Source organism: Pseudomonas fluorescens (assembly GCF_000967965.1).
In the GTDB taxonomy this organism is placed as follows: domain Bacteria; phylum Pseudomonadota; class Gammaproteobacteria; order Pseudomonadales; family Pseudomonadaceae; genus Aquipseudomonas; species Aquipseudomonas grandcourensis.
Window position 1 is genome coordinate 890 of the sequence record NZ_LACC01000001.1, and the last position, 14,739, is coordinate 15,628.

General features: G+C 59.8%; 9 protein-coding genes and 1 rRNA gene. 7 read left to right on the plus strand and 3 right to left on the minus strand.

The genetic code is table 11. The features are described from left to right. On the plus strand, positions 1-3,967 hold a 3,967-nt coding region (locus VC35_RS00005), incomplete at its 5' end, for a beta strand repeat-containing protein (protein WP_259674413.1). A gap of 146 nt (positions 3,968-4,113) precedes the next feature. After that, positions 4,114-4,452 (plus strand): hypothetical protein, encoded by a 339-nt coding sequence (locus VC35_RS00010; RefSeq protein WP_046037004.1) that lies wholly within the window; start codon positions 4,114-4,116, stop codon positions 4,450-4,452. Positions 4,453-4,534: 82 nt separating this feature from the next. Here the strand turns inward: VC35_RS00010 and lapD are convergent, their stop codons facing one another. Both lapD and lapG read right to left on the minus strand, forming a co-directional pair. Continuing rightward, positions 4,535-6,481, minus strand: a complete 1,947-nt coding sequence (lapD, locus tag VC35_RS00015; protein ID WP_046037005.1) for a cyclic di-GMP receptor LapD — start codon at positions 6,479-6,481, stop codon at positions 4,535-4,537. Positions 6,482-6,495: 14 nt separating this feature from the next. Beyond that, positions 6,496-7,188: a cysteine protease LapG gene (gene lapG / locus VC35_RS00020; RefSeq protein WP_046037006.1), complete on the minus strand. Its 693-nt coding sequence runs from the start codon at positions 7,186-7,188 to the stop codon at positions 6,496-6,498. 196 nt (positions 7,189-7,384) lie between these two features. On the opposite strand from lapG, the gene VC35_RS00025 reads away from it, so the two are divergent. The 5 genes from VC35_RS00025 to VC35_RS00045 all read left to right on the plus strand — a co-directional run bounded on the left by VC35_RS00025 (position 7,385) and on the right by VC35_RS00045 (position 14,437). Beyond that, positions 7,385-8,095 carry a GntR family transcriptional regulator gene (locus VC35_RS00025; RefSeq protein ID WP_046037007.1) on the plus strand — a complete coding sequence of 237 codons (711 nt, stop codon included), beginning with the start codon at positions 7,385-7,387 and terminating at the stop codon, positions 8,093-8,095. A gap of 725 nt (positions 8,096-8,820) precedes the next feature. Continuing rightward, on the plus strand, positions 8,821-9,597 hold the full coding sequence (locus tag VC35_RS00030; RefSeq protein WP_046037009.1) for a DUF3050 domain-containing protein: 777 nt from the start codon (positions 8,821-8,823) through the stop codon (positions 9,595-9,597). After that, on the plus strand, positions 9,594-10,523 hold the full coding sequence (locus VC35_RS00035; RefSeq protein WP_046037010.1) for a diiron oxygenase: 930 nt from the start codon (positions 9,594-9,596) through the stop codon (positions 10,521-10,523). Before VC35_RS00030 ends, VC35_RS00035 begins: the two co-directional genes overlap by 4 nt. A 13-nt stretch (positions 10,524-10,536) precedes the next feature. Then, positions 10,537-13,947, plus strand: coding sequence for a non-ribosomal peptide synthetase (locus VC35_RS00040; protein WP_046037011.1), 3,411 nt, complete (start codon positions 10,537-10,539; stop codon positions 13,945-13,947). 22 nt (positions 13,948-13,969) lie between these two features. Next, positions 13,970-14,437, plus strand: a complete 468-nt coding sequence (locus VC35_RS00045) for an SRPBCC family protein (RefSeq protein ID WP_046037012.1) — start codon at positions 13,970-13,972, stop codon at positions 14,435-14,437. A 105-nt stretch (positions 14,438-14,542) separates the two neighbouring features. On the opposite strand, the gene rrf is transcribed toward VC35_RS00045, so the two are convergent. After that, a 5S ribosomal RNA gene (gene rrf / locus VC35_RS00050) occupies positions 14,543-14,658 on the minus strand. Positions 14,659-14,739: the final 81 nt, after the last annotated feature.

Sequence of the window (14,739 nt, forward strand, 5' to 3'; positions counted from 1 at the left end):
CCACGGTCCGTTGGAGTTCACGCTGTCCGACGGTACGAAAATCACCGTCCCAGCCAATACTGCGACCGCTTCCGCCACCATCATCGCCAAGGATGACGTCTACACCGGCGGCCAGCCGTCCATCGTCAACAAACTGGAATCGGTCAGCGGCGCTGACAATTTCGAGAAGCTGACCCTGGGCAAGGACCAGTTCACCACCACTGTCACCGACGAAGCAGGTTCGGGCACGCCGAATACGCCGGCCAACACCGGTGACGTCACCACTATCAGCATCTCGGGTGATACATCTGTCGTCGAGGGTCAGGCAGCGCATTACACCCTCTCGCTGACCAACCCGGCTCACGGTGAAGTGACCGTAACCCTGACCTACTCCGGCACCGCAGCCAATGGTGAGGACTTCACCGGTGTGACGACGGTCAAGATCCCGGCGAATGCCAGCAGCGTGCCATTCGACATTTCGACCATCGATGACCGGATCACCGAAAACACCGAAAACTTCGTGGTCAAGATCGACTCGGCCACCGGCGGCAACTTCGAGAACCTGGCGATCAGCACGTCCAACGGCAGCGTCAATACTTCGATCATCGACAACGATGCACCGCCAGTACTGGACCTCGACGCCAACAACTCCAGCGGCGCCACCGGGGCCGATTACAAGGTGACCTTCACAGAGAACACCCCGGGTGCGGGCGTGTCGATCGCCGACACTGACCTGAGCATCACCGATCCGGACAGCACCAAGCTGACCGGCGCGACCATCGTGCTGACCAACCGTCAGGACGGCGATGCGCTGAACCTGGGCAACAGCGTCAACGGCATCACCATCAATGCCAACAGCACCAATGGCACCGTCACCCTGACCCTGTCGGGTAACGCGACGCTGGCCGACTACATGCAGCAGATCAAGAACATCACCTTCACCAACAACAGTGAAGATCCGAGCACCGTGCCGCGCACCATCACCGTGACGGTGACCGATGGCAGCAACTACTCCAACACCGCGACCACCACGGTCAACGTGGTGGCCGTCAATGACGCACCGGTCGCAGCACCGGTCAACGTCACCGGCACCGAAGACACGCCGCTGATCCTCGGCTGGTCGACCTTCGGCGTCAGCGACGTCGACAGTCCGGCCACCAACCTGGGCGTGAAAATCACCCAGCTGCCGGGCGAGGGCAAACTGCAGTACCTGGACGGTTCGACCTGGAAAGATGTCGCCGCCGACCAGACGTTCAGCAAGACTGATATCGACGCGGGCAAACTGCGCTTCATGCCGGATGCCAACGAGTCGGGCGTGGACGGATACGGCGGTACCAATCTGGGTAACAAGCAGGCGGACTACGCGCAACTCCAGTTCCAGCCAACCGACGGCCAGACGCTGGGCAACACCGGCACGATCAAGATCGACATCACTCCGGTGGCGGATGCCCCGACCCTGAGCGTTGCCGACAACAGCGTAAGGTCCACCGGGTTGATCAAGGAAGTCTGGACCGGTCTGTCGGGCCTGGGCACCAGCGGTAACGGCGCGGACTCGACCACGCTGAAAAACGTGATCGACGCCGCTGGCACACCGAACTCCAAAGGCACCGTGACCAATGTGCAGTCCGACGGTAGCGTGACCGCCGGCACGGCCTCGAAAACCTCCGGCCTGATCTACCTCGAAGCCGGCAAGACCTACACCTTCAGCGGTGTCGGTGATGACAGCCTGTTGGTGACCATCGGCGGCAAGAACGTCGCTGCGATTACCTGGGGCGCGGGCGGCAACCTCAATGGTTCGTACACCCCGACCACCAGCGGCTACTACACCCTGGACATCTACCACCACAACCAGAGCGGCCCGGGCAGCTATGACGTCAACCTGTCGGTCAATGGCAGCACGCCGATCGATCTGAGCAGTGCCGGCGTACCGATTTACACCGGTGTGTCGGATCTGGTGAATGCCGGCGTGACCGTGTCCGACTTGCACGGCACCAATGGCGAAGGCTACTACGACGGTTACAAACTCAATACCGGCGCCGAAGGCACCAGTGTGAAATTGTCCGCCATCACCACCGCGCTGACCGACACCGACGGCTCGGAAAGCCTGAGCCTGAAGATCAGCGGCATGCCGGTCGGCTCGGTACTCACCGACAGCGCGGGACATACCTTCACGGTCACAGCGACCAATGGCGAGGCCAATGTGACAGGCTGGAGTCTCGGCTCTCTGACCGTTACTCCGCCACCGTACTACAACGGCCAATTCAACCTGACCGTGACCTCGACCTCCACCGAGGTCCTGGGTGGTTCGGCCAGCAGCACTTCGCAGATCCCTGTGACCGTGTTCCCGGCGACCTACAACGCCGTCACCGCCACCGCGGCCGATGACACCGTCACCGGCACCGACGGCAATGACATCATCGTCGCCGACATCGGCGGCCTGACCGTGGTGCCGGGCACCAACTACAACATCGCGTTCATGGTCGACAGCTCCGGCAGTATGAGTTCGTCGTCGATCAGCTCGGCCAAGGACTCGCTGACGTCGGTGTTCAACACCCTCAAGCAAAGCCTGGGCAGCAACTCGGGTACGGTGAACATCTTCCTGGTGGACTTCGACACCCAGGTGAACAAGTCGGTGTCGGTGAACCTCAATGACTCGAATGCGCTGACTCAGTTGAAGGCGACTCTGGACTCGATGTCGTCCGGCGGCGGCACCAACTACGAGGACGTGTTCAAAACCACGGCCAACTGGTTCCAGAGTGCGAGCGCCGTGGACAATACCGGGGCGAAGAATCTCACGTATTTCATTACTGACGGCAAGCCGACTTACTACCAGAGCGGCGAGTCGACCAACCCGACCCTGTATGGCAGCACCACACTCGATAGCCTGGTTACAACCAGCAACTATCAGCTGGGTAAAGCGATCAGCCTGTTCCCCGACAGCACGCACCAGATCGACATTAGCGCCTCGGGCCAAGTGACGGTCTGGACCAAGAGCGGCAACGGCAACGGCAATGGCAACGGAGGCAGCTGGTCATCCAAGGACTTCGGGTATCTGCATGCCCAGGGTGACGGCACCTACGAGTTCTCGGGTCGTGACGGCGACGGCAACAGCACCGACTGGGACACCACCAGCAACTCCACCGGCAGCTTTGCACTGCTGAGCAATCTGTCGAATGTCGAGGCCATTGGCCTCAACAACGGAGTGAGCCTCAACGACCTGAAGCCGTACGACTCGAATCAAACACCACAAACCAACATCGATCCGAAGGATCTGGCCAATACGATCATCGGCCACACCGAAGCGACGATGCCGGGTCACGACAATGTCAGCGGTGGCGAAGGCAACGACATCCTGTTCGGTGACCTGGTGAGCTTCAACGGCATTGCCGGCGAGGGTTACCAGGCCATGCAAGCCTTCGTGGCGCAGCAATCCGGCGTGGACGTGAGCAAAGTCACCACCAGCAACGTGCACCAGTACATCACCGAGCATTACACTGCGTTCGATGTGTCCGGTGCCCATGACGGCAACGACACCCTGCTGGGCGGTGCGGGCAATGACATTCTGTTCGGCTCGGGTGGTAACGACAACCTCGACGGTGGCAAGGGCAATGACATCCTGCTCGGCGGCACCGGCAACGACATCCTGATCGGTGGTTCCGGCGGTGATACCTTCGTCTGGAAAGCGGGCGACACCGCCAACGACGTGATCAAGGACTTCAAGGCCAGCGAAGGCGACCGGATCGACCTGCGTGATCTGTTGCAGGGCGAAACCGGCAGCACCATCGACAATTTCCTGAAGATCAGCACGGTCGATGGCGTGTCGTCGCTGCAGGTCAGCTCGGCCGGCCAGTTCAACTCGGGCAACGCCGCAGCCGCCACGCCGGACGTGACGATCAAGCTGGAAGGCAACAACTGGTCTAGCGCCAACTTGCACAACCTGATTGCCGGTAGCGACCCGACCATCAAGGTCGATCACAACAACAGCTGATGCACGAAAACGGCCGCTCCTTATGGGGCGGCCGTCACGTTTGCGTCCACTGCCCGGTGACGATTTCGTCGCTGCGCCACATACTGGCGTGCAGTTGACCTATGCTGCTGACAGCACGACGCTGGTTCAATTCCGAGGGATGCTCAATGTTTTACGTGCAACGCGATGCGCAGGGCCTGTTGGTACGCGTGGAACCCGCCGCCTACACCGAGGCCACGGAAACGCTGGCGGCCGACAATCATGAGATCCAGGCCTGGTTTGCCAACGCGGCTGTGGAGAACAGCCTCAAACAGCTCAAGCAAAGTGACCTGGAAATGATCCGGGTACTCGATGACTTGATTCAGGTGCTGACCCAGAAAGGCGTGATCCGCGTCACCGACCTGCCGACGGCGGCCCAGGCCAAGCTCATGGACCGAAACCAGGCCCGTGAAGCCTTGGGTGGCTTGAGCCAATTGATCGATGATGAAGAGACCGGGTTGATCTGATCATTGATCTTCAGTGGCTGTTCCAACCTCATCGCGGGCAAGCCCGCGATGACGGCATCACTGACAACCCAGCTCTAAAGAGTTACTTCCAGGGCTTTGGCTCGCCGAACAACTGGCCCTGCACACCGTATAGCCCCATCTCGCGAATCACCGACAACTCGCCTTCAGTTTCGACCCGCTCGGCAATCAGCGGCAGATCAATGCTGTGTGCCGCTCGCTGGATCGCTTCGATGAACAGGCGTTTGTCACTCTCCAGATCGATCGACCGAATGTAGCTGCCATCGATTTTCAGGTACGCCAGACCCAGCCGTGCCAGGTTGCCGATCATGCTGAAGCGGCCACCAAAACGTTGCAGACTCAGGGAGAATCCGAGTTCGCGCAGGCGCCGGGTCAGTTGCTCCAGCACCGACTGGTCAGGCAGTTGCTCTTCGCCAATTTCCAGGGTCAGACGCGGGCCGAGGTTGGAGTGCGCGCGCAGTATCTCGAAGATTTTGTTTTGCGCCTGCGGGTCGGCCAGGGTAGCCGACGATAGGTTCAGCGCCAGCGACTCCTCATGCCCGCTCATTTGCTCCAGCACCCGTTCGAGCATCAGCCGATCCAGGCGTGCGGTCCAGCCGAAGCGCTCCAGCCAAGGCAGAAAACGCCCTGCGGGGATGGTCTGGCCGTGTTCGTCGAGCAGTCGCGACAACACTTTGTAGTGCAGCACCAGTTGCGTGTCCTGGGCGGCCACTACCGGTTGGAAATACAGCTCGAAACGTCGCTGTGTCAGCGCCTGGTCGAGCATCAGGTGCCAGGCGTGGTGATCGTCGCCGACACTGGCCGCGAGACTGTGCTCGATACAGGCCCAGTTCTGCTCGCCCTGGCCTTCGGCCTGCGCCAGCGCCTGGTCGCCGAGGCTGAGCACGGCTTGGGGGGAGTCGCCGTGAGTGAAAGGCGCCAGGCCGATAGACGCCACGGCAGCCACATCGGTGGCGCCGGTAGCGTGAAGACTGGCCAAGGCGCTGTCGAGGTTCTGTGCCAATTGCAGCGCTTCTGCACGCACCAGCCCCGGTGCCAGTACGGCAAATTCGCCGCCACGGATACGGGTGACCAGGTTCTGTGTTTCCGGGTATTTGGCGCACTCGCGAGACAGTTGCTCGCCGACGGCCTTGAGCACTTCATCGGTGCGCTGACCACCGAGACGCTGGTTGAGGCCGGCCAGATCCTTGACCCGCAACAGCAGCAGGTAACCGGAACTGGCCTGCTCCGGATTGCTTACCCGCGCATTCAGTTGCATCTCGAAATAACGCCGGTTGGCTAACCCGGTCAACGAGTCCTGATAGGACTCGACCCGTAGCTTTTCACTGCGTTCGGCCTGCTCCTGGAACAGCGCCTTGAGCTTCTCGACCATCTGGTTCATGGCCTGCACTACCCGGCGAAGTTCGGGGGTACGAGGCAGTTCCGGCAGGCTGAGGAATTCCCGACGAGCGATGGCGTGGGATTGCTTGACCATGTAATCCAGCGGCCTCAATTGCTGACGCAGCAACAACGCGCCGAGTACCGCACTGACCGCGCCACACAGCAGCAACCAACCCAGGCTGCCTAAAGCGCTTTGCCACAACTTGGCCAGCGCGAACATCGGGTGGCTGACCACCTCGACCCTGGCAGCCTGCTCCCAGCCACGACTGACGATCGCATCACCACCGGCGGGCTCCAGGCCGATCAGTTTGACGAACCAGTCCGGAACGCTGTTGACCGCAGGAATGCCCGTGCGCTCGACCAGGGTCTGGTCGGTCTTCAGATCGACCACGCGGATGCTCGCGTAGTAACCGCTGTCGAAAATCGAGCTGACCAGCAACTCGACCATCGCCGGGTCGTCGATGTTCGGTGTCAGGGAAAGCGCCAGCGCCGTCGCGGCGTCCTGGGCATGGGAGCGCAACTGGTTGACGTACTGAGTACGCGAGCTCTCCAGACTGACCATGAAACTGCCGGTGAAGGCGACCACCAGGAACAGACAGATAGCAATCAACAGCTGTTTGAACAAAGACATCTGAGCATGTGCTCCTAGTTAGTCGTCTCGACCGAGAATCCTTCGGCCTGCATTTTTTTCAACACATCCTGCCAACGCGAAAGGCGTTTGGTATCGCCGACCTTTTTATTGCCCTTGGCGCCCGGTAACCACATCCCTTCCGCATTGAAAGAGTAGACCGGCAGCAAATCCTTTCGTTGGCTGGCCGGCTTGATTGCATCAATCAGGCTGTCGAGCACCAGGGGCTCGGCTTCAGGGTTCGCGTAGTAAGTCAGCACCATGTGCGCGCGGTTTTGGGTCAGTGCCTTGACATAGGTAATACGCAGCTTTTCACTGGCTACACCGAGGTGGCGCAGACTGAAGTACTTGGCGATAGCGTAGTCTTCACAGTCGCCGGCGCCTTTCCAGAGGGCCTCGATCGGGGTTTCCCAGTAGTCGACTTCATGCCACAGATCGATGTCTTCGACGTATCGCAGCTGTTTGTTGAAGAAGCGATTGACCACATTGAGTTGTTCCAGCTCGCCGATCTGCTTCTGGCTAGTCAATAAGTATTGCCAATCATTAATGCGTTGCTGACCTTCTCCCAAAGGTCCGTACAATACCTGCGCCCGCCGGCTGATCAGGGAAAAATCCCAATCGGCGCTCAAGCTGCCCAGCATCACGCCAGCCAGCAGCAATGCACTGCACAACCAGCGTAAAGCCCGGGGGATCGTTAAACTTGCCGCCAATGCGAGGCATCCTGGATAGGCAGGAGGGAGTCGTTCGAATGGTGAAGGTTAGACCGGAAAAAGACAATGGCACGGTGAGATCACTGGCGGCGCGCTAAACTGCAAGAAAGGCACTCGAGAGCTTGTTTGACAAGCAGTCAGTCAGTTACTAGTGTCACTTGGATCCAAAAATATTCCATCAATCAGGGTGCGTTTAGTGACACAAAAGCCCAACCCTCTCAGCAGTATCAAGGTCAACGGGCCGATTCCCGCACACATGGCACGCTCGGTGATCGAAGAAACCCTGCGCGCGGCCATACTCGACGGGCGCATTCCTTGCGGTGCGGCCCTGCGCCAGCAAGACCTCGCCGACCTGTTCGGTGTCAGCCGCATGCCCGTACGCGAAGCCTTGCGCCAACTCGAAGCACAATCGTTGCTCAACGTGATTGCCCATAAGGGCGCCGTGGTCGCGCCGCTGGTCCAGGGCGATGCCATGGAAACCTACGCGCTACGCATCCTGCTGGAATCCGAAGCCCTGCGTCTTTCGGTGCCACTGCTTCGGGACGAAGATCTCGAAGTGGCTGCCCGCTACATCGACGAACTGGAAACGGAAAGTGACTACACCGAAATCGGTCGGCTTAATCGCCTGTTCCACATGGCGCTTTACAGCCAGGCGCCGAATCGTCGGCTGTTGAAACTGGTCGAAGACGGCCTGAACGAAGAAGAGCGGTTCCTGCGCTTCAACCTGGAAGCCATGGGCCTTGGCAAACTGTCCCAGGATGACCACAAGGCACTGTTGCAGGCAGCCGAAGACCGGGATGTCGAACGCTCCGTGCAGCTGCTCGAACATCACTTGAACCGAGGGGTCGAGGTCATTACGCGCTACCTCAACAGCCCTGAAGTCCAGGCCAGGAACAGGTCGAAGTAGCCCGCGGCGGCAAGCGCGGGGAACCTGCCGAAGGGTTCGCCCCGCTTGCCGCGCATTCCCCCCAAATGCCCCGCGAATAATTTGATTACAAATCCCCCGCCTCCATACCACACCGCCCTTGCGGCGCCATACCGCGCCCCAACGCCCCGCCGCCTTGAAACCCGACCATTGCAACGTTTGCGTGATGCCTCAGTAATGGCGGCCACCTCGATTTACGCCCACTCTGGATAACCAGGACAAAAAACGGGTGACGCTCCGTGCGAATGGAGCAGTCCCTGCCCCGAGAAGCGAAGGAAGGAGCCTCATCACGGGAACGGAAGGATCGGCATCACTCGCGACCCGCTTCCACCCCCTTAGACACCCCCAACGAAGCCCGTAAAGAAGTTACTTCGAGTGAGGCATTCACTCTTTATTCAATTCTGACTTATATAAGCCGGAAGGAGTAACTACGCCAGAATAAAACCAATATAAAAAGTTTTATTGGAACTTATCATCTTCGAAAAAGTTGAATATTGAAATAACAACAAAACAACTTGATCAAGACTTTATATGTGTATTAGTTTTTCTTCGCCGCCAGCCACAAGCGGCAGTAACGCCTCAGTTACTCGGCATCCATGGCACTGAAAAAGATCAATTAAGTTGAGGTACCCGTTCGCCAGAAGAAAACTTCCAGCGAACTTCAGTGCTTGATTACTTCTCACCCCGGATCATTTACAGGCTCATCCATGAAACCAACTAAAGAACGTCTGCTTCAAAAAAAATCCGAACTTGGCGAACACCCGATCTTCTCTGAAATACATTCGCTGCCGGTCCTGCGACGCTTCATGGAAACCCACGTGTTTGCCGTATGGGACTTCATGTCGCTGACCAAACGCCTGCAACAGGAGCTGACCTGCGTGCGACTGCCCTGGTTGCCACCGCAGGATCACCAGGCCGCGAGATTGATCAACGAGATCGTACTGGGTGAGGAGTCGGATGATCGTCCGGCCCAGGGTCATTACAGCCACTTCGAGTTGTACCTGGATGCAATGCGCGAGGTCGGCGCGTGCACCGTTGCCATCGAACGCTTCGTGGCCCTGCAGCAAGAAGGCGTGAGCTACGACGTGGCCTTGCAGAGCGTCAAGGTCGATCCGGCTGCCGCCAATTTCGTCCGCCATACGCTACACACCGCACTGCATGCGCCGGGCCACAGTGTTGCGGCGGCGTTTCTGCACGGTCGCGAGAGCGTTATCCCGCGGATGTTCCAGCGCATCCTCGACGATTGGGGTATCGGCATCGAACAGGCGCCGACTTTCCGGTATTACCTCGAACGGCACATAGAGGTCGATTCCGAGAACCACGGCCCGGCAGCGGAAAAGCTCCTGTCGCGACTGGTCGATAGCGACCAGCAACGGCAGGAAGACGTGTACGCCAGCGCCATCGCTGCCGTGGAAAGTCGTATCGCCCTGTGGGACGGATTGCGCCTGAGCATGAACGAATCCGTCGTGGAGGTGAGCGCATGAACGCCACCGACTACCAATCCTTCGCCGACGCCTGGGAGAGCCGCGCGACCATCCGCACCCGCCCGCGCCGCGTGCTGGAGAACGACGACAAACTGATCTACCCCTTGAGCCGCCAAGCGTTGGTGCTGAGCGAAACCTTTCTACGCCAATGCCCGGAACAGCGCGACTTCGCCCTGGTGCAGACCCTCTACAAGTTCATCAACGATGTGGTGATCTTCGAAACCGAGATCGTCGACAAAACCGCCCGCAGCATCGCCAAGAACCGCTTCGCGGTCGAGTTCCCGTTCGCCTGCCGCTACGACGCCATGACTGTGGTGGTGGACGAGGACTACCACGCGCTGGTGGCGATGGATTTCATGCAACAGACCATCGCCATGACCGGCATCACCCCCATTGAGTTACCGGATGAGATCGAGCTGAGCCGGGCGATACCGGCAGCCGTGGCGCTCGCACCGGAGCACCTGCGTAGCGCAGTAGAACTGATCTGCGTGGCCATCGCCGAAAACACGGTGACCGGTGATGTCGCCGCGTTCGCCAAGGACGACACGGTCAAGCAATCGATCAAGGGCCTGATGGCCGATCACTTGCTGGACGAGGGGCGCCATTCCGGTTTTTGGGCGCGGCTGGTACGCATCTACTGGCATGCCGCAAGTGCAGAAGACCGCCAGTGCATCGCGCAGATCCTGCCGGTGTTCATTGCTCATTACCTGACCAACGACATCCAGAAATCCTTCGACTTCCGCCTGATCGACGCATTGCAGATCAACGACGCGGCGCGCCACGCACTCAAGAGCGAAATATCGGCACTGGCTTTCCCGATCAATCGCCATCACCCGCTGGTGGCCAACATTGTGCGGTTTTTCCACAGCAGTTCGCTGCTCGATTCGCCGTGCGTACAAACCGCCCTCAGCGACTACCTGGTTTGACGAGGAGCCCATCATGAGACGTCTCGACATCTTGCTTACCGGACAAAGCCAGGCCCTGACCGACCTGGCATTGGAACTCGAACAACACGGTCACTCACTGACGCGGATATCCGCACTCGACGAAATGCCGGGGCCTGCGGATCTACTGATCGACGATGGCACGTCACCTCTGCTCGCCTGTCAGGCGCCACGACTGACCTTGCAGTTGGGGCTTGGCCTGCCGCAGGCGTCCAGCCTGCCATCGCTGGACCTGTTGTGCTGGCATGGTTCAACGCTGCTGAGCCGTGTACCCATCGCCGATGAACCGTCGGGTAACGGCCAGGCGTTGCGTATGCAGGCCATGGCAGCACTGGTTGACCATGTGGCGCTGCTGGTCAGCCGCTACTCGCGCGATGCCGACTATTTTCGATTCGCCGAACCCGCCGCACCTGTCCGCTTCGAGCGCATCGAGAGCCTGCGGTTCCTGGACAACCTCGCGTTCGTGCATCGCCTCAACGCCACCGCCGACCCACGACTGCAGCAACTCGCGCTAACGCCGATGATCGAAAGTCTGGAACAACAATGCATCCAGAGCGCCGACCATCCGGCCTTGAGTGTCGACGGCAACACCCTCGACTATCGCCAGTTGCACGCCCACAGCCGCGCCATCGAGCAACGTCTGCGACCGCTGCTGGAGCAGCATCAAGGCCCGGTCGTCATCGGGATCTGCCTGCCCAAATGCAGTGCGCTATATGCGGGAATCCTGGCGATCCTGGGCAGCGGCGCGGTGTACTTGCCGCTGGAGCCGAGCCATCCGTTGCAACGTCAGCAGTACATCCTGTCGAATGCCGGCGCGGTGTTGTTGCTGCATGACGGCGAGCATCCCCTGGCGGACGAGATGCCAGGACTGGACATCAGCCGCATCGACGCCCATGAAGCAGACCTCTCTCAACCGTTGATGCGCCAACGCCCCGACCTCAATGCGCCCTGCATGGCGCTCTACACCTCGGGTACCACCGGCCATCCGAAGGGCGTGCTGCTCAGCCAGGCCAACCTCGCGCACTTCACCCACTGGTACGCCGACTATGTGCAGGTGACCCGCCAGAGCCGGGTGCTGCAGTTTTCTTCGTTGGGATTCGACTCATCGCTGATCGACATCTTCCCCACCCTGTTGCAGGGCGCTGAACTGATCGTACCCGGCGATGACCAACGCCGCGATCCCCTGCAACTGGTGGAGCTGATTCGTCATCGGCAACTGAGCCACGCCTTTTTGCCCCCGGCCTTGTTGAGCATCCTGCCGCTGGAGCAATTGCAGTGCCTGGATCACGTGATAACCGGCGGCGATGTCTGCGAGCCGTGGGTCATCGAACAACTGAGCCGCCAGGGCAAGCTCTACAACCTCTACGGGCCCACCGAAGCCACGGTGCTGATTACCGCGCGCAAACTCCAGGCAGGCGACAACAACCGTTCTCTGGGCGCTCCAATCGCCAACAGCCAGGTGTTGATCCTCGATGACGACTTTCAACCGATGGCCGAACAGACTGTCGGCGAGTTGTACATCGCCGGCCCGGGCGTGTGCCTTGGTTACCTGAACAATCCGCAGCAAACCGCTGAGCGCTATCTGGACCTGAACTTGCCTGATGGCCGGACCCTGCGCGTCTATCGCACCGGGGACATGGCGAAGTGGACGACTGAAGGGATCGAGCTGTGCGGTCGGCGTGATAATCAGGTGAAGATTCGCGGCTTCCGGGTCGAGCCTGAAGAGATTGAGCGCTGCCTGCGCGACAGCCAGTTGTACCGCCAGGTTGCCGTGGTCATCGATAGCCAGCGGCGGATTCTGGCTTTCGTTGCCCCGCCTCGGGAGGACCTTCCCGGTACCGCTCGCCAAGCGCTGAAGGCCCACGCGACGCAGCACCTGCCGGACTACATGCACCCCGTTGCATGGACCGAGCTGACAGCCATGCCCTACGCCAGTAATGGCAAGGTCGACCGCAAGGCGCTCCTGGATCTACCGCTCAACGTCACCGAGCACCCTCCTCGACGTCCGCCCGCCAGCGCCGATGAGGCCCTGCTGCTGGAGGTCTGGGCCGAGTTGCTAGAGTTGCCGGCGAGCGACATCTCCACCGACGAAAGCTTCTTCAACCTGGGCGGGCACTCGATCCTGCTGTCGCGCATGCTCCTGCGACTGCGTGAAGAGTTCGGGCGCAGCATCTCGATCAACCGCTTCATCGAACTGCCCACCCTCGCGAAACTGGCAACACTGGTGCGCGGCTCCGGCAGTGAAGAAGTGCTGAGCGAACAGGCCATGCGCGATGCCTTCCGCGAACTGGATGTTCAACCGCTGCCCGTCAGCCGCATGGGCGATGTGCACAAGGTGATCGTCACCGGTGCCAACAGTTTTGTCGGTGTACACATCGTCGAAGCGTTGCTGGCCTGGGGTGCCAGCGAAGTCGCCTGCCTGGTTCGCGACGGCAACGGGCAATCGGCGGACGAGCGCTTTGCCCAGGCATTGCGGGAGAACCGTCTGGAGCATCTGGATATGAGCCGGGTGCGGGTTTACGCGGCAGACATCACGCGGCCGGAACTCGGTTTGGCGCCCGAGGTTTACCAGCGACTGGATCAGGAGTTTGGCGCTCTGGTGCATAACGCGGCCAACGTCAATCACGTCCTCGATTACGAGTCGCTGGCCCGGGACAACGTCGAACCGATTTTCGAATGCTTGCGCCTGTGCGAAGGACGCAGCAAAAAAATCTTCAACTTCGTCTCGACGCTCTCGGCCTCCAGCACGATATCTGCCGACGGCCGAGTGCTTGAGTTGCCGGCCGCACCGACGCCACCGATCTACATCAAGAACGGCTACAACCTGTCCAAATGGGTCGGCGAGCGAATCCTCGAACGGGCCCGGGAGCTTGGGGTGCGGGTCAATCTCTACCGCCCCGGAAACATCAGTTTCAACAGCCTCACGGGCGTGTGCCAGCCGCACAAGAATCGCCTGATGCTGATGCTCAAGGGCTCGATCCAGCTGGGACAGGTGCCGGAGTTCGCCTTGAACTTCGACTTGATGCCGGTGGACTTTCTCGCCCGATTCATCGCCTTCCACGCCAGTCGTTATCAACCCGAACAAGCGGTATTCAACCTGCACAACCCCGAGCCCTTGAGCTGGGACAACTACGTGGCGTCCTTCCGCGATGCGGGACGCGAATTCGCGATGGTCAGCGTCACCGACTGGCAGCAGCAACTGGGTCGGGTCGACAGCGACAACGCGTTGTTCGGCGTGCTGGGGTTTTACCTCAACGGCTTCGAAGAGGACATCGGCGATATCTCGATGATCGGTCACGACAACGCCCAGGCCGGTGTTCGGCTAATGGGCGCGCACTACCCGCAAAAGTCCCCGGCGCTGCTGCGTCGCGGCTGCGACTACCTCAAAGAAATCAATTTCATCTGACTCAACCCAACGGAGCAAAACCATGAGCACTCTGCAACCCGATACCCTGATCAAAAACCCTCAAGGCTGCCACGTGGCGTCCTCGGTGGAGGTGCCCGCCGATGCTGCGCAGGTATGGGCCATAGTCGGCAACTTTGCCGGTTTCGATCGCTTCATCCCGGCGCTGTCGCACATCGAGATGACCGGCGAAGGCGTGTCATCGCTGCGCAAAAAGTTTTTCAAGGATGGCAACCTCGTGGTCGAGCAGCTCAACTCCCGGGATGACCTGGCACGGCACATGACCTGGACCACCATCTACAACACCCTGGGTGTGGCCAATCTGTGGGCTGCGATGAGCGTTGAACCACTGGATGCGGGCAAGTCCCGAGCCACCTGGACCATCATCGCCGAGCCGGCGCAGGGTGGCGCCGAGGCGCTGCCGGGCTTCAAGGACTTCGTACAGGGTTTTGCCGATGATGCGATGAACAATGTGCTGAGACTGTTTGCGTAAGACGTGAAAAAGCCCGTTGTGGAGAGGCTCCACAACGGGCTTTTCAGTACCCCTGAAACGACAAAACCCCTGTCTGCGTTAGCAGACAGGGGTTTTGGAATTTAATCTTGACGATGACCTACTCTCACATGGGGAAACCCCACACTACCATCGGCGATGCATCGTTTCACTGCTGAGTTCGGGATGGGATCAGGTGGTTCCAACGCTCTATGGTCGTCAAGAAATTCTATGACCGGCCCGTTAGAACTTTAACGTGCCAGTGAAAACTGGTGACTTCTACTAAAACAAAACCCCTACCTGCA